The following is a 19,270-nucleotide window of genomic DNA, read 5'->3' on the forward strand; positions in this document are numbered from 1 at the left end:
GGAGTCTCCTTGCTTCTTACTGCTCCTTCAGGTTTCGGATCCCCCAGGCGAAGACCTCCGGCAGGAGATATCTGTCCTCCGGAGCCTTGGGGGTCCATTCGAGGCTTTGGCGGCCGGTCTTGAGAATCGCGTGCCAGACGAATGGCTTTTCGCCGTCCCAGCCCAGCGTGTAGAGGAAGACGGCGCGGTGGCGGTGTCCGTGGACGATGATCGAGATGAGCTGCTCTCCCAGCGGGCGCAGCTCCGCCTCGTACCCGCTGCCGTGCATGAGGGGGTTGACGTACCGCGACAGGAAGGTGGTGTGGTCGGGGATCGGGACCGGCTCCAGCCGGCCGGGGCGCGGCTCGTCGGGCGTCTCGCGGCGTCCGCCGGGGCGCGGGTCGGCGGGCGCTTCGCGGCCCTCTTCCCGGTGGGCGGCCTCCGGGAGGAGAGTGCGTTCGCGGGCCCGCGGCAGTTCGGCGCTCGCCCGGGGCTCGACTTCGTGCCGCGCCGCCGAGGTCCCTAGCTGATAGCGGGTCCGCGCCCGCGACCTGGCCTCCCGCAGGAGATCGGAGCCGATTCCCGACGGGAGTTTCAGCCGGTCGGCCTCCTTGCGCACCGGGCTCTCGCCCGGGATCACGGCGAACGAGGCCGCCGCGCGGTCGAACGTCTCGATGTCGGGATAGAAGAACGGCGCGAGCCGCACCACGGCGTCCCTGGACGACTCGCCCCGGCCCCAGAACCGCGACCGCTGCTCGGGCGGCGGCGTGCCGTCTCCGTGGACGAAGTTGGCGAGGATCTCCACGTGGCGCAGGCGTTCTGCCTTGGCCGCCAGCCGCTGGGCGCGGTGCCGGTCGCCGGAGCTCGGCTCGAACAGGTTGATCCAGTGGTGCGAGTGCCACATGCCCAGGCATTGCAGCCCGAACGTCTCCCACATGCCGTTCTCCATGATCCGGGCGACCTCCGGATCGAGTTCGAGCGCGGTCTCGTGACGGGTGACGTGCCCGGCCGGGCGGGTGGCCAGGAAGATGGTGGCGCTGCCGCCGTGGCTGAAGAGGCCGTACAGGCTGCCGCCGGTCTCGATCTTCTGGTGCTCGAACGTCTCGTCGCAGATGACTTCGAGTTCGGACTCGTAAATCCTGATGACGTAGTGGTCGCTCATCGAAGGCTCTCCACGATCTCGAGAAGGGTACGGTCGGGGGACCACCCCGACTCGTCGAGGTCAAGGCGCTCACCTTCGGCTCCCGACTGCACGAGCACCAAGGGCGGGGTCGCGGGATAGTCGGCGGTCACGATGAGCGCGACCTGGCTGTCCTCCAGCTCCACGATGACCGCCACCTGCTGGTCGGTGAAGGCCGCGACCTCGGGCTCGTACCCCGCGTGGATCAGCTCGCCCAGCTCGGTCTCCAGCCGGTAGCCGAACACCTCGCCGAGCGGCGGCTCCTCGGGCGGCGTGGGGACCGTTTGCGCGGTGTCGGGCGCGGCCTGCAGCACCTCGCCGAGCAGGTCGGCGTCGTGCACCCCGCGGGCCTGCCAGTGGCTGTCCAGGCACGCCAGTACGAACCAGGCGATCACCGCCGCGACCACCCTGTCCTCCGGCTGCGGGGCCGCCGCGAGATTGATGTACTGCCAGGTCGGCAGATCGCCGTCGCCGGGCAGGCTGTGCCGCGCGCCCGGGGCCTGGTCCCATCCGAAACTCGCCACCCGCAGCGAGAAGCCGAGCGACCCGTCGACGGTCGGGAAGAGCGAGTTCAGAAACGCGAAGGCGGAAAGGGTGTCACCGTCGCGTTCGAAATACAGAATGATCGCCGGTTGCCCGGGAAACTCCAGCGCGCCGATCTCCTCCGCGCCCACCGATCCCGTGATCGCCCGCGGCACCCCGTTGTCGGAGACGAAAGAGCCGGTGTGCAGATCCGCGAATTTCGCGAACGCCGAGACGCCGCGCAGCGCTTCGTGCACCAGACCGGGGACCCGGTTCCCGGCCAGCCGCCCGCCGGCGGGCACGGGCGAGATCAGCACCGACGGCCGGAAGTTCGGCGTCTTGTGCTGGAGCCGGCCGACCAGGCCGAGCGGGTAGTGCGCGTTCCGCAGCCGGTAGCGCTCCAGCAGGAGATCGCGTTCGTGCTGCTCGCGGGCGAACGACTGGCGCGAGGTCTCCAGCCGTTCCTCGGCGACCTGGTTGACCGACGCCTGTTGGTCGACCAGCGCCTGCTCCTCGGCCGCGCGCCGGTTGCGGACGTGGTCGATGATCAGCTCAGGAATTTTGCCTGCGAGAGTGCCGACGACAGATGTGACGATCGCAACGAGCCATTCCATCGTTCCCCCACCCAACCGCCAGGTTGGAAGGCCCCCCGATGCCCTCACGGTGACGCCATATCTATCACAGCAATCGAGGCAAGTCTGCTGGATTATGCGAGGCTTTGGAACGGTTCAACATGTGGGCGGCCGGAATGACATTTACAGTCGTGGAAATTTGTGAAGGTCCTGCGTATCGCCGATTTACCTGTCCACATTTGGACATGCCTGCTTGGGGCATGCCTGCTTTGGACATGGCAGGGCGGGCGGCATCGCGCCGGGTGGGGCCGGGCGGCTGAGGCCCGGCCCTCCTTCGAGCTATCGGGTGATCTTGACGTCGTCGATGCCCGCCTCGACCAGCGAGGCCGTGGAGGCATCGGCCGCGTCGACGAGGATGCGCACCGTCTGCCCGGCGAAGGCGTTCAGGCTCGCGGTGGCCGCGGCCCAGGCACCGTTGCGGTTCGTCGCCGCGCCGGCCTGCTGGAACACCGTGGTCGTGGTGCTGCCGGCCACGCGGATCCTGAGGTAGTCGGCGCTGGAGGAGTTCGAGCCGTGTGCCAGGTACCACGACCACGACAGGTTCAGCGGGCCGGTCGCGGGCAGGGTGATCGGCGGTGACTGGATGGAGGTGACGCCGCCGTCGAGGTCGTACGCGCCCGCGGAGGAGCCCGCCAGCCGCCCGGTGACCAGGCCGTTCGTGCCGCTGACCGTGGTGCCGAGCTGCTTGGCGCCGCTGGAGTCGGTGGCCTCGGGGTCGCCGCGCTCCCACTGGCCCAGGGTGGCGCCGTCGGTGCCCGACGGGTTGGCGGTCCAGCCGGTCGCCGTCTCGAAGGTGTCCTGCCAGACCACGACCGGCGGTACGGCGGTGCCGATCGTCCAGACGGCGTGCGCGATGGCGTCGGCGTTCCGGTCGAGCGCGGTGTCGTTGATGTTGGCCGTGGTGTCGCAGGCGCGGTGATAGCAGACGTCGAACGCCTGACCGGCCGTGCCGCCCCAGAGCGTGGCCTGCGCCGCGGACTTGATGCCCTCCGCGCCCGTGAACGTGCCGCCCGCCGGGATGCCGACGGCGATGAACGGGCCGTAGTCGGAGCGGCCGTCGAAGTCGGTGCCCCGGGTCTGCACGCCGATCGAGGTGAAGTAGCCGATGATGGTCTGTTCGAGCGCCGCAGAGCCGGCCGGGCCTGGACCGGCTCCCACGCCGTCCGAGTTGTCGCCGTCGTACACGAAGTAGCCGGCGTTGGGGGAGCCGACCATGTCGAAGTTCAGGTAGCCCTTTATCCGCGCGCGTTCGGCGGCCGGCAGGTTGTTCACGTAGAACTGGGATCCGCGCAGGCCCAGTTCTTCGGCGCCCCACCAGGCGAAACGCAGGTGCTTGGTCGGCTGGAGCGACTGGCGCGACACCTCCAGCGCGGTCTCCAGGATGGCCGCGCTGCCGGAGCCGTTGTCGTTGATGCCGGGGCCGGCGGTGACGCCGTCGAGGTGGGCGCCGACCATGAGGACGTCGTCGGGGTTGCCGCCGGGCCAGTCGGCGATGACGTTGTAGCCGGTGGCGCCGTTGTAGGTGAAGCTCTGCAGGGTCGTGGTGAAGCCGGCGGCGTCCAGCAGGCCCCGGACGTAGTTCGCCGAGGCGAGGTAGCCGGGCCGCCCGTGGGCCCTGTTGCCGCCGTTGGCGTTCGCGATCGACTGCAACTGGGCCAGGTGGGCCTTGACGTTGGCGAGGGGGATGTCGGGCGGGGCGGCGGCCTGGCTCGGTACGTGGAGCAGGGACGAGCACAGGGCCGCGACGGCTGCGGCGACTGCTAATCGGGCGCCATTTCTCCAGGTGAGCGGCATGGGGTCGGCTCCATCCGAAGGTTGAGGGATAGATAGGAACGTAACCCCGCAAAAGGGATTCGCCTAGCCGGGCTGCCCGCCACCCTGGGCCATCGGTATGTTTCAGGTCCGTGATCCAACAGATACATGGGAAATCTTCCCTTTTGGGCGGATTGATTAATACGTTCGGGCAACGCGCGATTTGACCGGGGGTTCTCCCTCCACGTTCCGAGGAGCAAGCATGCGTTCCCGACTGCGCAAGGGTGTGCTCGGCGGCATCACCGCCGCTGCCGTCGCCCTTTCCCCCTTAGCCTTCACCGGCACAGCCGACGCACACCGTGGCGGAGACAGCGCCGTCCGCAAGCTCGTCAAGGAAGTTTCCGGCAAGAACGTCAAGAAGCACCTCCAGGCCCTCCAGTCGATCGCGAACGCCAACAACGGGACCCGCGTCTCGGGCACGCCGGGCTTCGACGCCTCCCGCGACTACGTGGCGCGCAAGCTCCGCGGCGCCGGATACGACGTGACGATCCAGCCGTTCGAGTTCACCTTCGACGGCTACCGGACGCCGCCCGTGCTCAAGCGGACCAGCCCCGACCCGAAGACGTACTCGTACGGGTTCTTCAGCGACTTCGTGTCGATGGGCGACGCACCGGCGGGCGCGGTCAGTGGCACGGTCCAGGCCGTGGACCTCGTGCTGCCGCCCGGCCCGGCCAACAGCTCCACCTCCGGCTGCGAGGCCGCTGACTTCGCCGGGTTCGTGGCGGGCAACGTCGCGCTCCTGCAGCGCGGCACCTGCAACTTCCGCGTCAAGGTGGAGAACGCCATGGCGGCGGGCGCGAGCGCGGCCATCGTGTTCAACGAGGGCCAGGAAGGCCGTACCGAGGTCGACCTCAACCCGGTGCTCGGCGGGCCCGGCATCACGATCCCGTCGTTCTTCGCCCGGTTCTCGGTCGGCCAGGAGCTGGCCGCGGCGGCGGGCGCCGCCGTGCAGATGAACTGGGACCCGATCGTCGAGACCAGGACCACGTACAACGTGATCGCCCAGAGCCGGAAGGGCAACCCGGACAACGTGGTGATGCTCGGCTCCCACCTCGACGGCGTCCAGGAGGGGCCCGGCATCAACGACAACGGCTCCGGCAGCGCCGGCCTCCTCGAGGTCGCGCTCCAGGCGGCCAAGATCAAGCCGAAGAACCAACTGCGCTTCGCCTTCTGGGGCGCCGAGGAGTTCGGCCTGCTCGGGTCGGAGCACTACGTCACGTCCTTGACCGCTGAGCAGCGGGCCAAGATCACTCTGTATCTCAACTTCGACATGATCGCCTCGCCGAACTACACGTTCGGGATCTACGACGGTGACGGCGACGCGTTCGGCACCGCCGGGCCTCCGGGATCGGACGTGATCGAGGAGGACTTCGAGAAGTTCTTCGCCGGGCGCGGGCTGCCGTACAAGGGGAGCGCGTTCACCGGGCGCTCCGACTACGGGCCGTTCATCGCCGTCGGGATCCCGTCGGGCGGGCTGTTCACCGGCGCCGAGACGCTCAAGACCGCGGAGGAGGCCGCGATCTTCGGCGGCACGGCCGGGATCCCGCTGGACCCCTGCTACCACAGCGTCTGCGACACGATCGAGAACATCAACGACAAGGCGCTGGACGTCAACTCCGACGCGATCGCGACCCTGACCGCCAAGTACGCGTTCGACACCGGGACGATTCCCACCGACCCGGCGCCCACGGCGGCGGCCGCACAGCGTGCCGACGCCAAGCACCTCCACCAGCACGGGCCCGCCGACTCGGCGAGCTGATCCATCTCCGGACGGCGCCCGCATCCCCTGTGGTGCGGGCGCCGTTCCGCGTCCGTGCCTGTCGTCTGGGCCCGTCGTCCGTGCCCGTCGTCCGGCCCTGTCGTCCGGGCCCGTGTGATGCGGGGTGGCGCGTCCTGGATCGTGTTCTGACGCGACGGGCGTCACGCGCTCTGGCAGGATGGCGGCGTGGAGGTCGGCCGCCCTGTGATCCGCGCGTTGCGCGCCGCGGCGTTCGCGGCGATCTGCATCCTTGCCTCGGCCGCCCTGCACCTGCTGGTCGGGGGCGGTGCCATCAGACCGCAGGCGCTCGGCCTCGCGGTGGTGGCGACCTGGGCGACCGCCTACGCCCTGGGCGCCAGGCAGCGCGGCGGGCCGACGCTGCTGGCCCTGTGCGGTCTCTCCCAATACGGGCTGCACCGGCTGTTCGCCACGCCCGACGATGTCGCGTCGACCCTGGTGCCGTCGATCACGTTCGATCCGGCGGGTCACGAACACGGCGCAGGATCCGGCATGGTGCTGATCCACGTCGCGGTGGCCGTGGGGTCGAGTTGGTGGCTGGCCCGTGGTGAGGCGGCGCTGGCCGCGCTGCTGCGGCTGGCCGCCGTCCGGGTCGCCGGATGGTGCGGCCTGGTGGTGGCGGCGCTCGCCGTACCGGTGCGGACGGCGGTGGCGACCGGCCCTGCTGTCGTGCCGGTCTGGCCGGAGACGGCCCGCCGCGTCCCGGCGTCGCTCGTACGAGTCGTGTCGCGCCGAGGCCCGCCCCAGGGCCCGCCGAGGGTTGCCGCCCTGCCGCTGATCTGAGACCGCCGATCTGAGACCGCTGATCCGAGGCCCTGATCCGAGGCCGCCGATCCGAGACGGCCGATCTGAGATGGCCGATCTGAGACGGCGGCCTCACGAACGAATGTCCATCCGCCGCTCGCGGCCTTCATGGCCCCGCGAGCGCCCACCATGCCGTGCGGGTATCGCCGCGTGGTGCGTGCGTCGCCGTGCGCCGCCGACAGGCGGCGCGTCTCACCATCTAGTCTTCGGAGTCCGCACTTGACTCACTTTCCCACCCTCGTCCGCCGCACTCTGGCCTCAGCGGTCGGCGCCGCCATGGTGCTGCTGCTCACCGCTCCCGCGGCGCTGGCGCATGACAGGCTCAAGTCCAGCTCCCCGGCCGACAACGCCAAGGTCGAGAGCGTGGAGACGATCGAGCTCGAGTTCACCGCGCGCATGACCATGCCCACGATCGTGCTGGAGGGCCCGGACGGCGAGCGCGTTCCCCTCGGCAAGCCCCGTACGGAGGGCGTCAAGGTCTTCGCCGAGCCCGAAGGCGAACTGGCCGCGGGCCGCTACCGGATCGCCTGGCGGGTGGTCTCCTCCGACGGCCACCCCATCCAGGGCGAGATCCGCTTCACCCTGACCGCCCCGCCCAGCCCCAGCCCCAGTCCCAGTCCCAGCACGACGGAACCTTCACCCGTGCCATCGGAAACCCCGCCGACGGCCTCCGCGCCGCCCGCCTCGCCCGCGGGTGCGCCGGTCGCGGCCGAGCAGGAGGGTGGCGGCGTGCCCGGCTGGCTGTGGATCGCCGCCGGAGCGCTCGTCCTCGGCGGTGTGGCGATCTTCTTCGGGGGTCGCCGCCGTACCGGCTCCGACAGCTCCTGACCGCGACCCTGGTGTGGCCGGTGACCGGCCACACCAGGGCCCCCCGTCCTCAGGCCGCGGCGGTGACAGGGCCGACGCGGGGGAGCCGTTCGCGGCGCTCCAAACGCGTGATCGCCGCCGCGGAGAGCAGGCCGGCGACGGTCAGCAGCGCCCATGGCAGCCAGGCCAAGCCGTACGCGCGGGCGACGTCCATCGTGGTGCCCGCCAGCACGTTCCCGGCGAGGATGCCCACTCCGGACAGCAGGTTGTACAGGCCGTAGTAGGTGCCGATCAGCCGGTCCCCCGCCATGTCGGCGATGGTGGCCATCTCGAACGGGAACGCGATCAGCGACCCCACGGTGATCAGCAGGGTGCAGGCCACCACCGGGGCCATCGCCCACACCACCGGCGGCGACAGGTCCGCCATGGCCGCCAGAGGCAGGAAGGCGACTCCCATGAGCGCCAGGCCGCGGGCGATGGCCTGACCGCGGGTCCACCGGGCCGAGCACCAGGCGGTGAGGCGTACCTGACCGGCGATGCCGAGCAGCGCGGAGACCGCGTACAGGGCCATCACCCCCGCCTGCCCACCGCCCACGCGCTGCACTTCGAGCGGCAGGGCCAGATACATCTGGTACGACAGCGCGTACGAGGCGATCATCGCCGCCGCGAAGGAGACGAACGCGCGGTCGCCGAACGCCTGCCGCCAGTCCCGCAGCACCGGCCGGTCCGACGGCGCCGGGCCGCGCCGGGCGGGCAGGCACAGGCCCTGAAGGACGGTGAGCACCGCGAAGATGCCCGCCGCGGCCAGGCAGACGGTCGTGAACCCGCTGTTCAGCAGGGCGATCCCGGCGAGCGGGCCGAGCAGGATGCCACCCTGGTAGAACACGTTGAAGACGGCGAACGCCGCCACCTTGCGCTCTCCTGCCGCCACGGCCAGGTAGGCGCGGGCCGCCGGGTTGAACAGCGCCCCCGCGAACCCGGTCACCGCCGCGGCCACGATGAGCATCGGCAGCGACGTGGTGAGCCCGAACATCGCGAACCCGACCGTACGCAACGCGCACCCCAGCATGATCATGGGCTTGTAGCCGAGCCGGTCGGCCAACGTGCCGCCGATCAGGAACATGCCCTGCTGGCTCAGGTTCCGCAGCCCGAGGAGGAGCCCGATCGCCCAGGCCGCCAGACCTGCGCTGGCCGAGAGATGCTGGGCGAGATACGGCATCAGCAGGTAGAAGCCGAGGTTGATGCCCGCCTGGTTGATCTGCAGGAGCTGGATCGGCCGGTCGAAGGAGCGGAACTCCCGCAGCGTGCCGCTCATCGGGTGTCTGCCAGCGGGTCGGTCACGTTCGCGCAGCGCGTCCAGCGGTGCACCTCGCGCTCGCCGGGGACGCGCAGCTCGTCGGGCTCGTCGGCGGGAGTCTCGCCGAGCAGGCCGTGGGCGCGGCAGTACTCGTCGTCGAAGACGGTGTTCCAGTACCGCCAGGGCCCGTCGGGAAAGATCGCGACGATGGACTGCTCCGGCGCGGTGCGGGCCAGCCAGCGCGCCACCAGCGTGACGGCGCCGGTGCTCCATCCGCCCGTCACGTACTGGCGGGCGGCCAGGGTGCGGCAGGCCCACACCGCCTCGGCCGGGCTGACCCAGTGCACCTCACCGAAGGCGTCGTAGGCGACGTTGCGCGGGTGGATGCTGGAGCCGAGCCCGCGCATCAGCCGCGTCCGCGGGGGCTGGCCGAAGATGGTCGAGCCGATCGTGTCGACGCCCACCAGTCTCAGGTCGGGGAAGTGGCCGCGCAGCACCTTGTGGATGCCCGCGCTGTGCCCGCCGGTGCCGACCGAGCACACCAGCGTGTCGATGTGGGGCAACCGGCCGAGCAACTCGTGCGCCAGCCCGGCGTAGGCGTCGACGTTGTCCGGGTTGTTGTACTGGTCGGGGCAGTAGGACCCCGGGATCTCCGCGAGCAGGCGCCGTACGCGTTCGCGCCGGGCCTGCTGCCAGCCGCCGACCGGATGCGGCTCGGTCACGATCTCCAGGCGGACGCCGTAGGAGGTGAGGAGGCGGCACATGAGCGGCTCCATGCCGGGGTCTGCCACGAGTACGACCGGGTGGCCGAACACGATGCCGGCCAGGGCCAGGCCGAGGCCCAGCGTCCCACTGGTGGACTCGACGATGGTGCCACCCGGCCGGAGGTCTCCCCGAGCCCGCGCCCTGCGCACCATGTGCAGGGCGGGGCGGTCCTTGATCCCGCCCGGGTTGAAGCCTTCGAGCTTGGCCCAGAACCCACCCCCTCCCGGCACGAAAGGCGCCGACACATAGGCGAGCGGAGTATTGCCGACGGTAAGCGAGAGCGAGGAATATCCGATTTGTGGCGCCGCTTGCGGGCGCGCGAGAACGACATTGGACGACATTGCTCAATCCCCGAAGTGAATACGCGTGATCCACGGCATGACGGAACCGCCACGGATCGGAGTGGACCGGTGGACGACGAATATCGGCCGTCGTCCTATATGCGCATCACGCAGAGAGTTTCCGGATGGGCGCCCACGAGGCGGGCAAGGCCCCCGCAAGCCTGCGGCGCGTGCCCGGCTTCCCCCATGGAGCAGCCGGGCGGGGCCGCGGGTGCGGTGGTGGAGCTGGGCGTCGCGGCCGGGCCGGTCGCCGAGAAGTCCTGCTCGGTGCCATGCCGGTGGTGCTCGGGCAGTTGGTTGTGCAGGCAGTGCGCGCTCTCCTGGACGGCGCCGCTTTCGAAGTGGACCCCGTGGGCCACCGGCTCCGACAGCTCCACCGCCGCGCAGGCGCCGCCGTGCGCGAACACCGTGCCGATGACGAGGGCGATCACGAGCACGACGGGGCTCAGCAGCCGACCGGCGCCGAATGCGGCCGGGCGGCGAGAAGCTGTCGTTCGTGTCGTGAGCATCATCGGCAATCATGCCCTCGGGTTGATGGTCTGCGCCCATCAACGACAAAGGTTCCGGTAAAGAACGCGCCCTTATCCGATCGGCCGGGCGCGTCGATGAGGACCATTCACTCGGGAAAATGTTGCCTCATTCACGCCGACGTCGCAGCGGGGACGCGGCATTTATAGTGCATTTCCCAACAAACCGGCCAGCCCGCTGCCATCTCAGGTGGAGTCCGCCATGACCTTGTCCAGACGTCGGATCATCGCCGGGGCCGGAGCGCTGGCCGCCGGTGCCATGAACGCCCGCCCCGCCGCCGCCGAGCCGCCGCCGCGCGCGCCTGCCGCCGTCACCGCCGCGCGGCTGGCCGAGGACGAGCGCTTCTGGGCCTCCGTCGCCCGGCAGTTCCGGGTGAGCCCGGACTTCGTCAACCTGGAGAACGGCTACTACGGCATCATGCCCGAGCCCGTCCGCCGGGCCTACCACGGCCAGGTCGACCACCTCAACGAGCACAGCTCCCATCTGCTGCGCACGGCGTACAAGCCGCGTGCCGACGAGGTCCGTGACCGCATCGCCGCGCTGCTCGGCGTCACCGGGAACGAGATCGCGCTGACCCGGGGCGGCACCGAGGCGCTGCAGAACCTGATCTCCGGCTACCGCCGCCTGCGCCCCGGCGACGCCGTCATGTACGCCGACCTGGACTACCACAGCGCCCAGTACGCGATGAACTGGCTGCGTGAGCGGCGCGGCGTCCGCGTCGTCCGGATCGTCATTCCGGAACCGGCCACCCGGCGGGCGGTGCTCGACACGTACGAGCGGGCCCTGCGCGACCACCCGGGGGTGCGGCTGCTGCTGCTCAGCCACATGAACAACCGCACCGGCCTGGTGGCGCCGGTCCGCCAGATCATGGCCATGGCCCGCAGCCGCGACGTCGACGTGATCGTGGACGCCGCGCACTCGTGGGGGCAACTCGACTTCACCCTGACCGGCCTCGACGCCGACTTCGCCGCGTTCTCCCTGCACAAGTGGATGGGCGTGCCGCTGGGAGCCGGGTTCATCTACATCCGCGAGCACCGCCTGCCCGACATCGACCCGGCTTACGCCGACGAGACCTATCCCGCCACCGACATCCGCTCCCGCGTCCACTCCGGCACCATGAACGTCGCCCCCTTCCTCACCGTGGACGCCGCCCTCGACTTCCACGAGTCCCTCGGCGCGCAGGCCAAGCAGGCCCGCCTGCGGTATCTGCGCGACCGCTGGGTCCACCAGGTACGCGACCTCGGCGGCTTCGACGTCCTCACCCCTGAGGAGCCGGACATGTACGGCGCCATCACCGCCTTCCGCGTGCGGGGCCGTATCTCCGAGGCCGACAACCTCGCCCTCGCCGACGAGCTGATGAAGCGGCACCGGATCTTCACCGTGGCACGCAAGGGCATGAGCGGCGGCGATGCGGTACGGGTGACACCGGCCTTGTTCACCTCGGCCGACGACGTGGACCGGCTCGTGGCCGCCCTGCGGGGCGTCTCCCGTCGCCACTGACACGTGCTGAACCGTTGCCGCCGGGCCGTACGTGGTAGGGGCATGACGCTGCGACTGCTCGCCCTCCTCGCTCTCGTCGCCGCCTTCGTCGTGGGCACGTCCACGGCCGCCCGCGCCTGCGACTGCGCGGACCTCGCACCGGCGGAGTCGATGGGCCACGCGGAGGCGGTCTTCACCGGCACCGTCGTGAACGTCCGCGCGGGTGCGGCCGATCCCTTCGGCCCACGGCCGCCGATCGTCTACACGTTCCGGGCGGACAACGTGTACAAGGGCGCTGCCGCCGCCGAGTTCGTGGTCGCCACCAACGCCGACAGCGCCTCGTGCGGGTACGCGTTCGGCAAGGGCGGGCGCTATCTCGTCTTCGCCGACTCGGACGCTTCCGGACTCGTGCAGAAGGCTCCGGAAACGGTCCTGTCGTCTTCGCTGTGCGCGGGCAACGTCCCGGTCGACCCGGGCTCCGGCCCACTGCGGCCCGGCGACGAGCGGGCCTCCGGGCACGAGAGCCTCGCGGGTCCTGTCGACGCCGAGCTGATCACCGCCCTGGGCGCTCCCACCAGGGTGAACGCGCCCTCGCCGGGCAACGCCGGAGCCGCCGGTGAGCCGTCAGGGTCCGCCTGGGGGTGGATCGTGGCGGGCGCGGCCGTGGTCGTCGCGCTCGTCATGACGGCCGCGCTCGTCGTCCGCCGCCGTCGTCCCGCCCCCTGACGGCGAACGGGGCTCCCCTGCGATCGGGGCTTGCGGTCAAATGCGATTCTGGCGCTATCATCGTAATATGGCGATTGATAGTGAGAGCGGCCGTTGTGTGAGCGCGGACATCGCGGCGGGGATCCCTCCTGCGGCGGCGCTGTTCCAGTCCCTGGCCGACGAGACCCGGCTGCGCATCGTGCAGCGCCTGACGCGCGGCGAGGCCCGCGTGGTCGACCTGACCACCGAGCTGGGGCTCGCGCAGTCCACGGTGTCCAAGCATCTGGCCTGCCTGCGTGACTGCGGCCTGGTCGACTACCGCGCCCAGGGTCGCCAGTCCTTCTACTCCCTCACCCGTCCCGAACTGATGGATCTCCTCGCCTCCGCCGAACACCTCCTGGCCGCCACGGGCCACACCGTCACGCTGCGCCCCGCCCACGAGCAGGCAGGGGAGACGGTGTCGTGACCACGCCGACCCCCTCCGTGCCGAACCCGGATGCGCCGACCACGTCCGTACCGATCCTGTCCGTGCCGATCCTGTCCGTGTCCGGCCGGAGTCTCTCCCCGGCCCGGCGCGCCTCGCTCCAGCGGCGCATCCGGCTCCTGGTCGCCGCCACCATCACCTACAACGTGATCGAGGCGGCCGTCGCCATCACCGCGGGCACGCTGGCCTCCTCGACCGCGCTGATCGGCTTCGGCCTCGACTCCGTCGTCGAGGTCGCCTCCGCGACCGCGCTCGCCTGGCAGTTCTCCACCGCCGACCACGAGCGCCGCGAGCGCGCCGCCCTGCGCGTCATCGCGATCTCCTTCTTCGCCCTGGCCGCGTACGTGTCCTTCGACGCCGTACGCGCCCTGCTCGGCGCGGGCGAAGCCGAGCACTCCACGCCCGGCCTGATCCTGGCCGCCCTGTCGCTGCTGATCATGCCCTTCCTGTCGTACGCCCAGCGCCGCGCCGGTCGCGAACTCGGCTCGGCCTCGGCAGTGGCCGACTCCAAGCAGACGCTGCTGTGCACGTACCTGTCCGGGGTGCTGCTGGCAGGGCTCGCGCTCAACAGCCTGTTCGGCTGGTCGTGGGCCGATCCGATCGCCGCCCTGGTCATCGCCGCCGTGGCCGTGAAGGAGGGCCGCGAAGCCTGGCGCGGAGACGCCTGCTGCGCCCCACCGGCCGGGTCGATCTCCGCCGCCGCCGGGTCCGGCGAGTGCGCGGACGGCTGCTGCTCACCCACCTGAACGAGGAGCGCCGACCCCTGAAGGTCACGGGCCCGGCGGCGGTGACAGGGCTAGGGTGCGGGGAGCAGCATGGTGCCGTTGCCGACGATGGTGGCGTGTCCGCCGACGGTGACCTCCTGGAGCAGGCCGTCCCGCTTGCGGGCGGTCCCCTCCAGGGCGCTGCGGCGGCCCATGGCCACGCCCTGCTCGACCTGCACGCGCCAGGTGCCATCTCGTTGCGGTGACCGCTGGGCGAGGCCGGCCACCAGCGCGGCGCAGGCCGATCCGGTGGCGGGGTCCTCGTCCACGCCGAGCGCGGGCGCGAAGGAGCGGGCGTACAGGTGCGCGCCGTCGCGCCATTCTCCGGCGAAGACGTACAACTGCGGAGACCAGCCGTCGGCGATGGTGGCCTCCCAGGCGGCCTTGTCCAGGGCGGCGCGGTCCACCAGCTCCCGATCGGCCAGCCGAACGAAGCAGAACCTCAGGCCCACGCCCGCGTACCAACTGTCGACGATGGCGTCCTCGGGGAGCGCCAGGGCCTTGGCGATCGCGCCGGCCGGTGGATCCTCGCCGGTGCTCAGGTAGTCGGGGGAGCGCAGGAGCAGCCGGATGAGGGGCCCGTCCACGGCGACGGCGACCGGCCCGATGCCCTCCTCGAACACGAACCGCCGCTCGGTGGCGCCCTGGTCACCGGTGTTCGCCAGGACGGCCGCGGTGCCCACGGTGGGGTGACCGGCGAACGGCAGCTCCTGGTCGGGGGTGAAGATCCGGACCTGGCAGGTGTGCGCGGGATCGCGGGCCGGCAGCACGAAGGTGGTCTCGGAGAAGCCGAACTCGCGCGCCAGTTGCTGCATGGTCTCCTCGGGGATGCCCTCGGCGTCGGGGAACACCGCGAGCTGGTTGCCGCCGAACGGGCGGTCGCTGAACACGTCGACCAGCGTGAACTCCCAGTTCGTCGTCACGCTGCCACCAGGTCCATCTCCACGGCCGCGCCCAGCGGCAACGCGGCCACGCCGATGGTGGTGCGGGCGGGGTCCCCACCCCCGACGCCACCCATCTGCACCACCGGGTCAGGAAACAGCCGGGTGACGCCTGAGCGCGGCTCCGCTACGGCAGGGCGGGTACCGCCGGGGCGGCGTCGGTCCAGCCGACCTGGAGCAGGAGGTTGGTGTAGGTCTTGTTCGGGAACTCCTTGCCGTCGATCGTGACCGTCCCGCTTTCCGACAGCAGGAGCATCGTGCCGGTGTCGATGATCAGGACGTTCCACACCTTGTGGTCGTCCTTCGGCCGCACGCCCTTTTCCTTTGCCGCCGAGTCCCCCGTGGCCTGCGGGCGGTCGATCCTGACGGCCGTGCCGGTCCTGCCCGCGTCGTCCTTGACCGTCCCAAGGGAGCGGACGTTCGGCCTCGTCAGCAGGGCCTGGTAGGCGGCGGCGCGCACCTCCTTGGGCGCGGGCAGCCGGTGGAAGAGGTCGCGCAGCGACTCGGTGACGCTGCTGTCCACGTCCATCTCCTGCGCGACCCGCGCGGCCTCCCCCAGCCAGGACTTCAGCCCGTCCGGGTCCGCGGGGAGCCGCTGGACCTCGTCGTACGTCAGTTTCTGCCCGCCCAGCATGAACGGGGTCTGTCCCACCCCCGGGGTGACGTGGCCGCGGGTCGGTTTGGTGGACAGCTTCACGACCTGGCCGTCGGCGGTGCGGGACCACTGGGCCGGTGAGCCGTCGCGGCGCCACGCGGCCCGGTCCGCCGCGCTCTTCGGGTAGGCCCCCGGCTGCCGCGACCCGTACCAGGACTTGCCCTCGGGCGTGGTCCAGCCCTCCAGGAGGTGCTGCTCCACCACCCAGTAGCGGTTGGCCCCTCTGCCGAGCTGACGCGGGCTGGTGCGTTTCAACAGCGTCCTCGTATGCCAGTACGCGCCCTGCGGAGGAGCCGAACTCGCGGTCGTGGACCGCGTCGGCGCCTGCGCGTGGCTCGGCAGGCTCGGGAGCAGGGCGGCGCCCGCCACGGCCAGGCCGGCCCCGACCGCGAGGAGCGGCCGGACCGATGTGGTCGTGAATTTCATGCTTCCTCCAGAACGTTCGAACCCGACATCCTGCCAATACGCTTGGGCGCCGCCCGAGGTTGCCCGCGGCACGCAGGCAACTGCCTGTGCGGCCGAGGCGTATTAGGGGGCGTGGAATTGGACAGACAGCAGTGAGCGGCGCGGAGCACGACTTCGGCGCCTTCGTGGCCGCGCGGGCCACGACCCTGCTGCGGGTCGCCTACCTCGCCTGCGGAGACCAGGCGGAGGCGGAGGACCTGCTGCAGACGGCGCTGGAGCGCACCTATCGGAACTGGGACCGGGTACGGCACGACACCCCCGAGCCCTACGTGCGCAGGGTCATCATCAACACCGCCATCAGCCGGGCACGCAGACGGGCGATCCTGAACATCGTCCCGGTACGCGTCCCGCCGGAGCGCCCGGCCAGATCGACCGACGTCGACCTGCGCCACGTGCTCATGGACGCGCTGCGCGGCCTGCCGCCCCGGCAGCGGGCGGTGATCGTCCTGCGGTACTGGGAGGACCTCAGCGAGGCGCAGACCGCTGAGGTCCTCGGCTGCACGATCGGCACGGTGAAGAGTCAGGCGTCGAAGGCGATGGCCAAGCTGCGTACGGCGCTCGGTGAGACGTCCCTGGAAGGAGTGATCGGGAATGCCCACGCTTGAGGACCGGATCCGGCAGATCATGGCGGATGAGACCGCGAGGCTGGTCCCCGCCCCCGACCTCGCGGAGCGGGTCGTCCGTTCCACGCGGCGGAAGAGACGGCGGGGCAGGATCGCGGCCGTGGCCGCGTCGCTGGCCGTGCTCGCGACCGGGCCCCTCTACCTGACGGTGGCCCCGGGCGCCATGAGCACGCCCGACGTCTCCGAGACGCCCGTCGCGTCCGAGACGCCCGCGCCGCCCGCGATCGACGACACCCCGTCCATGCCGTCCGAGCCGCCGAGCTTCGGGGATCTGGGCGACGGGCGGGAGTTCGGGCGGGTCAAGGTGGGCTACCTGCCCGAGGGCCTGCAGTGGTCCAACTGGTCCGTGAACTACGGCGACCGGTACACGACCTCGTGGAACTTCGACGGCGACAAGAACGGCTTCTACTGCGTCCAGATCTACGTGCACGAGGGCGACGCCGTCCTGGAGGTCGACAACAGCGTGCAGGTGTACCGCGACGAGGGGGAGGGCGAAAGTGTGACCATCGGCGACCGGACCGGGTACCTGGTCGTCGCGGGGGTCGGCGAGGACGGAGGGAAGGGCACCCCCACGCTCATCCTGGACATGGGTGACCAGCGGCGGGCACAGATCATGTTCAGCCCCACGTACGTCAAGGAGTTCGCCGATGACGCGGCTGTGAACCGCGAGCTGCGCAAGATCGCGGAAGGGCTGACCGCCGTGGACTGACCGGCCGGTTAGGGGGCACGCCGCCCCGGCGGAGGATCCGACAGGGGATCCGACTATGGGTCTATTGCAGCGGTCTGGTTCGTATGTCACATTCTGTATGCGGTATGTGAATCACCGGGCACCCAGGCGGAGAGGGAGACCCATGAGACGCGCAGGCCGACTTCTGGCAGCCGCCGCGATCCTCCTCCTGCTCAACGCGGGCCCCGGAACGGGGCTCGCCCAACCTCGACCAGGCTCCGAGACCCCGTTCGGCAGGCCGAACGCCGCGACGCCCAATCCCGGAGTGAACAACAAGGCGGTTCCGGCGACCCGACCCGCCGGATACCTGGACCAGACGCGCTCGGAGGTCCTGGCGCGCAACGGCGTCGCCGCCACGAGCAACCCGCTGGCCACCGCCGCGGCGGAGCGGATCCTGCTGGCCGGCGGGAACGCGGTCGACGCCGCCGTCGCCGCGTCGGCGACGCTGGGCACCGTCGAGCCCATGAGCACGGGTCTCGGCGGTGACCTGTTCGCGATCGTCTGGTCGGCGAAGGACAGGAAGCTCTACTCGCTGGCGTCCAGCGGCTGGGCGCCCAAGGCGTGGACGGTCGGCTACTTCAGGAACACGCTCGGCGTCGACGAGGTCCCCGGCAGGGGGATCAACTCGGCGGTCGTCCCCGGCACCGTCTCCGGCTGGGACGCGCTGCTGAAGCGCTTCGGCAGCATGGGGTTCAAGGAGGTGCTGGAGCCGGCCGCCTCGTACGCGGAGGACGGCTTCGCCATCCACGAGGTGATGCACGGCCAATGGAGGTCGTCGGCCAACGCGCTCAGGGAGGACCCCGACTCGGCGCGGACGTGGCTGCCCGGCGGGCAGGCGCCCGAGCTGTACAGCGTCTTCCGCAACCCCGACCTGGCACGCGCGCTGCGCCTGATCCAGAAGGACGGGCGGGACGCCTTCTACAAGGGCCCGATCGCCAGGGCCATCGTGGCGAAGTCGAGGACCGCGGGCGGGGTGATCGCGGCGGACGACCTCGCGCAGTACCAGTCGGAATGGGTGACGCCGCTCTCCACCGACTACCACGGCTACCAGGTGCACCAACTGCCGCCGCCCGGCCAGGGATTCGCGGCCCTGGAGCTGCTGAACGTCCTCGACGTGTGCGCCCCGCGGCTCGGCCTCGACCTGGCCGAGCTGGGTCCGCGTGACCCGCGCTACTGGCACCTCCTCATCGAGGCCAAGAAGCTCGCCTACTCCGACCTGCACCGCTACAACGCCGACCCCAAGTTCGACCCGCCTCCGCTCGACCGCCTGCTCTCCAAGGAGTACGCGGCGACGCTGTGCGACAGGATCGACCCCGACCGCGCGACGCCGCTCGAGGTCACCGGCTCCGACCAGGGCAGCACGGTCTACTTCGCCACGGCGGACCGCTGGGGCAACATGGTCTCCCTGGTCAACAGCGTCTACTCCAGCTTCGGTTCCAAGGTCACCGTGCCCGGCTACGGGTTCGCGCTGGCCAACCGGGGGTCCGGCTTCACGCTCGACGAGGCCCACCCCAACGTGGTGGAGCCGCGCAAGCGGCCGTTCATCACGATCATCGCCGGCTTCCTCACCAAAGACCGCCGGCCGGTGATGGCCTTCGGGAACATGGGCGGCGGCACCCAGCCGCAGGCCCACGCGCAGCACGTGGTCAACCTGATCGATCTCGGCATGAACGTCCAGGCCACGACCGACGTCGCCCGCTTCGACCACAGCCAGGAGAACGACGTCACCAGCCTGGACACGTACCTGTACGACCTCGTCGGGCCGAGACTCCAGGAGATGGGCCACCGGCTCAACCGGGCCAACGGCCACGCGGGCGGCTATCAGGGGATCCTGTTCGAGCCGGATCCGCGCCTGCCGGAGCCCATCCTGCCGAAGGGCGACGGTCCGCGCACGGGTGAGGCGTACGAGCGCCCGGTGAACGGCGTCTACCGGGCCGGCTCCGACCCGCGCAAGGACGGGCACGCCGGAGGCTGGTGACGGGC

Annotated in this window: 18 protein-coding genes; 10 read left to right on the plus strand and 8 right to left on the minus strand. The window is 70.8% G+C overall.

Going from position 1 to position 19,270, the window contains the following annotated elements:
- Positions 1-16: 16 nt before the first annotated feature.
- From ABD844_RS29220 to ABD844_RS29230, 3 genes are all read right to left on the minus strand, one after another.
- The gene (locus ABD844_RS29220; protein WP_344885032.1) at positions 17-1,141 is read right to left on the minus strand and encodes a hypothetical protein; all 1,125 of its coding nucleotides are present in this window, start codon (positions 1,139-1,141) and stop codon (positions 17-19) included.
- Positions 1,138-2,295, minus strand: coding sequence for a hypothetical protein (locus tag ABD844_RS29225; protein ID WP_344885035.1), 1,158 nt, complete (start codon positions 2,293-2,295; stop codon positions 1,138-1,140). The genes ABD844_RS29220 and ABD844_RS29225 overlap by 4 nt, the downstream gene beginning before the upstream one ends.
- A 297-nt stretch (positions 2,296-2,592) precedes the next feature.
- Complete coding sequence (locus tag ABD844_RS29230; protein ID WP_344885038.1) at positions 2,593-4,107, minus strand: M28 family metallopeptidase; 1,515 nt, start codon at positions 4,105-4,107, stop codon at positions 2,593-2,595.
- 220 nt (positions 4,108-4,327) lie between these two features.
- On the opposite strand from ABD844_RS29230, the gene ABD844_RS29235 reads away from it, so the two are divergent.
- The 3 genes from ABD844_RS29235 to ABD844_RS29245 all read left to right on the plus strand — a co-directional run bounded on the left by ABD844_RS29235 (position 4,328) and on the right by ABD844_RS29245 (position 7,534).
- Positions 4,328-5,884, plus strand: coding sequence for a M28 family metallopeptidase (locus ABD844_RS29235; RefSeq protein WP_344885041.1), 1,557 nt, complete (start codon positions 4,328-4,330; stop codon positions 5,882-5,884).
- A 186-nt stretch (positions 5,885-6,070) separates the two neighbouring features.
- A complete protein-coding gene (locus ABD844_RS29240) occupies positions 6,071-6,685 on the plus strand; it encodes a hypothetical protein (RefSeq protein ID WP_344885044.1) in 615 nt (204 codons plus the stop codon).
- 240 nt (positions 6,686-6,925) lie between these two features.
- The gene (locus tag ABD844_RS29245; RefSeq protein ID WP_344885047.1) at positions 6,926-7,534 is read left to right on the plus strand and encodes a copper resistance CopC family protein; all 609 of its coding nucleotides are present in this window, start codon (positions 6,926-6,928) and stop codon (positions 7,532-7,534) included.
- A 49-nt stretch (positions 7,535-7,583) separates the two neighbouring features.
- Here ABD844_RS29245 and ABD844_RS29250 read toward each other — a convergent pair whose 3' ends face one another.
- The 3 genes from ABD844_RS29250 to ABD844_RS29260 all read right to left on the minus strand — a co-directional run bounded on the left by ABD844_RS29250 (position 7,584) and on the right by ABD844_RS29260 (position 10,425).
- Positions 7,584-8,828 carry an MFS transporter gene (locus tag ABD844_RS29250; protein ID WP_344885050.1) on the minus strand — a complete coding sequence of 415 codons (1,245 nt, stop codon included), beginning with the start codon at positions 8,826-8,828 and terminating at the stop codon, positions 7,584-7,586.
- Positions 8,825-9,916 carry a PLP-dependent cysteine synthase family protein gene (locus ABD844_RS29255; RefSeq protein ID WP_344885053.1) on the minus strand — a complete coding sequence of 364 codons (1,092 nt, stop codon included), beginning with the start codon at positions 9,914-9,916 and terminating at the stop codon, positions 8,825-8,827. Before ABD844_RS29255 ends, ABD844_RS29250 begins: the two co-directional genes overlap by 4 nt.
- A gap of 95 nt (positions 9,917-10,011) precedes the next feature.
- Positions 10,012-10,425 (minus strand): hypothetical protein, encoded by a 414-nt coding sequence (locus ABD844_RS29260; protein ID WP_344885056.1) that lies wholly within the window; start codon positions 10,423-10,425, stop codon positions 10,012-10,014.
- Positions 10,426-10,645: 220 nt separating this feature from the next.
- Between ABD844_RS29260 and ABD844_RS29265 the strand changes: the two genes are divergently transcribed.
- The 4 genes from ABD844_RS29265 (at position 10,646) to ABD844_RS29280 (ending at position 13,858) form a co-directional block, all read left to right on the plus strand.
- On the plus strand, positions 10,646-11,944 hold the full coding sequence (locus ABD844_RS29265) for an aminotransferase class V-fold PLP-dependent enzyme (protein ID WP_344885059.1): 1,299 nt from the start codon (positions 10,646-10,648) through the stop codon (positions 11,942-11,944).
- A gap of 42 nt (positions 11,945-11,986) precedes the next feature.
- Positions 11,987-12,649 (plus strand): hypothetical protein, encoded by a 663-nt coding sequence (locus ABD844_RS29270; protein WP_344885062.1) that lies wholly within the window; start codon positions 11,987-11,989, stop codon positions 12,647-12,649.
- A gap of 67 nt (positions 12,650-12,716) precedes the next feature.
- The gene (locus ABD844_RS29275; protein WP_344885065.1) at positions 12,717-13,094 is read left to right on the plus strand and encodes an ArsR/SmtB family transcription factor; all 378 of its coding nucleotides are present in this window, start codon (positions 12,717-12,719) and stop codon (positions 13,092-13,094) included.
- 71 nt (positions 13,095-13,165) lie between these two features.
- A complete protein-coding gene (locus tag ABD844_RS29280; RefSeq protein ID WP_344885260.1) occupies positions 13,166-13,858 on the plus strand; it encodes a cation efflux transmembrane domain-containing protein in 693 nt (230 codons plus the stop codon).
- Positions 13,859-13,908: 50 nt separating this feature from the next.
- On the opposite strand, the gene ABD844_RS29285 is transcribed toward ABD844_RS29280, so the two are convergent.
- Positions 13,909-14,799, minus strand: coding sequence for a PhzF family phenazine biosynthesis protein (locus ABD844_RS29285; protein ID WP_344885068.1), 891 nt, complete (start codon positions 14,797-14,799; stop codon positions 13,909-13,911).
- A gap of 145 nt (positions 14,800-14,944) precedes the next feature.
- Complete coding sequence (locus ABD844_RS29295) at positions 14,945-15,898, minus strand: hypothetical protein (protein ID WP_344885074.1); 954 nt, start codon at positions 15,896-15,898, stop codon at positions 14,945-14,947.
- Positions 15,899-16,029: 131 nt separating this feature from the next.
- On the opposite strand from ABD844_RS29295, the gene ABD844_RS29300 reads away from it, so the two are divergent.
- From ABD844_RS29300 to ABD844_RS29310, 3 genes are all read left to right on the plus strand, one after another.
- On the plus strand, positions 16,030-16,542 hold the full coding sequence (locus ABD844_RS29300; RefSeq protein WP_344885077.1) for a SigE family RNA polymerase sigma factor: 513 nt from the start codon (positions 16,030-16,032) through the stop codon (positions 16,540-16,542).
- Positions 16,529-17,269: a hypothetical protein gene (locus ABD844_RS29305; RefSeq protein WP_344885080.1), complete on the plus strand. Its 741-nt coding sequence runs from the start codon at positions 16,529-16,531 to the stop codon at positions 17,267-17,269. The genes ABD844_RS29300 and ABD844_RS29305 overlap by 14 nt, the downstream gene beginning before the upstream one ends.
- Before the next feature lie 142 nt (positions 17,270-17,411).
- A complete protein-coding gene (locus ABD844_RS29310; protein ID WP_344885083.1) occupies positions 17,412-19,265 on the plus strand; it encodes a gamma-glutamyltransferase family protein in 1,854 nt (617 codons plus the stop codon).
- The last annotated feature ends 5 nt before the right edge of the window (positions 19,266-19,270 follow it).

Origin of the sequence: Nonomuraea antimicrobica, assembly GCF_039536965.1 — a bacterium.
Taxonomy (GTDB): Bacteria; Actinomycetota; Actinomycetes; order Streptosporangiales; family Streptosporangiaceae; genus Nonomuraea; species Nonomuraea antimicrobica.

What these genes read in the sequence shown, in the direction of transcription:
- ABD844_RS29220 (WP_344885032.1), bottom strand. Translation starts at nt 1,141, where the DNA reads ATGAGCGACCACTACGTCATCAGGATTTACGAGTCCGAACTCGAAGTC.
- ABD844_RS29225 (WP_344885035.1), bottom strand. Translation starts at nt 2,295, where the DNA reads ATGGAATGGCTCGTTGCGATCGTCACATCTGTCGTCGGCACTCTCGCA.
- ABD844_RS29230 (WP_344885038.1), bottom strand. Translation starts at nt 4,107, where the DNA reads ATGCCGCTCACCTGGAGAAATGGCGCCCGATTAGCAGTCGCCGCAGCC.
- ABD844_RS29235 (WP_344885041.1), top strand. Translation starts at nt 4,328, where the DNA reads ATGCGTTCCCGACTGCGCAAGGGTGTGCTCGGCGGCATCACCGCCGCT.
- ABD844_RS29250 (WP_344885050.1), bottom strand. Translation starts at nt 8,828, where the DNA reads ATGAGCGGCACGCTGCGGGAGTTCCGCTCCTTCGACCGGCCGATCCAG.
- ABD844_RS29255 (WP_344885053.1), bottom strand. Translation starts at nt 9,916, where the DNA reads ATGTCGTCCAATGTCGTTCTCGCGCGCCCGCAAGCGGCGCCACAAATC.
- ABD844_RS29260 (WP_344885056.1), bottom strand. Translation starts at nt 10,425, where the DNA reads ATGCTCACGACACGAACGACAGCTTCTCGCCGCCCGGCCGCATTCGGC.
- ABD844_RS29265 (WP_344885059.1), top strand. Translation starts at nt 10,646, where the DNA reads ATGACCTTGTCCAGACGTCGGATCATCGCCGGGGCCGGAGCGCTGGCC.
- ABD844_RS29270 (WP_344885062.1), top strand. Translation starts at nt 11,987, where the DNA reads ATGACGCTGCGACTGCTCGCCCTCCTCGCTCTCGTCGCCGCCTTCGTC.
- ABD844_RS29275 (WP_344885065.1), top strand. Translation starts at nt 12,717, where the DNA reads ATGGCGATTGATAGTGAGAGCGGCCGTTGTGTGAGCGCGGACATCGCG.
- ABD844_RS29295 (WP_344885074.1), bottom strand. Translation starts at nt 15,898, where the DNA reads ATGAAATTCACGACCACATCGGTCCGGCCGCTCCTCGCGGTCGGGGCC.
- ABD844_RS29305 (WP_344885080.1), top strand. Translation starts at nt 16,529, where the DNA reads ATGCCCACGCTTGAGGACCGGATCCGGCAGATCATGGCGGATGAGACC.
- ABD844_RS29310 (WP_344885083.1), top strand. Translation starts at nt 17,412, where the DNA reads ATGAGACGCGCAGGCCGACTTCTGGCAGCCGCCGCGATCCTCCTCCTG.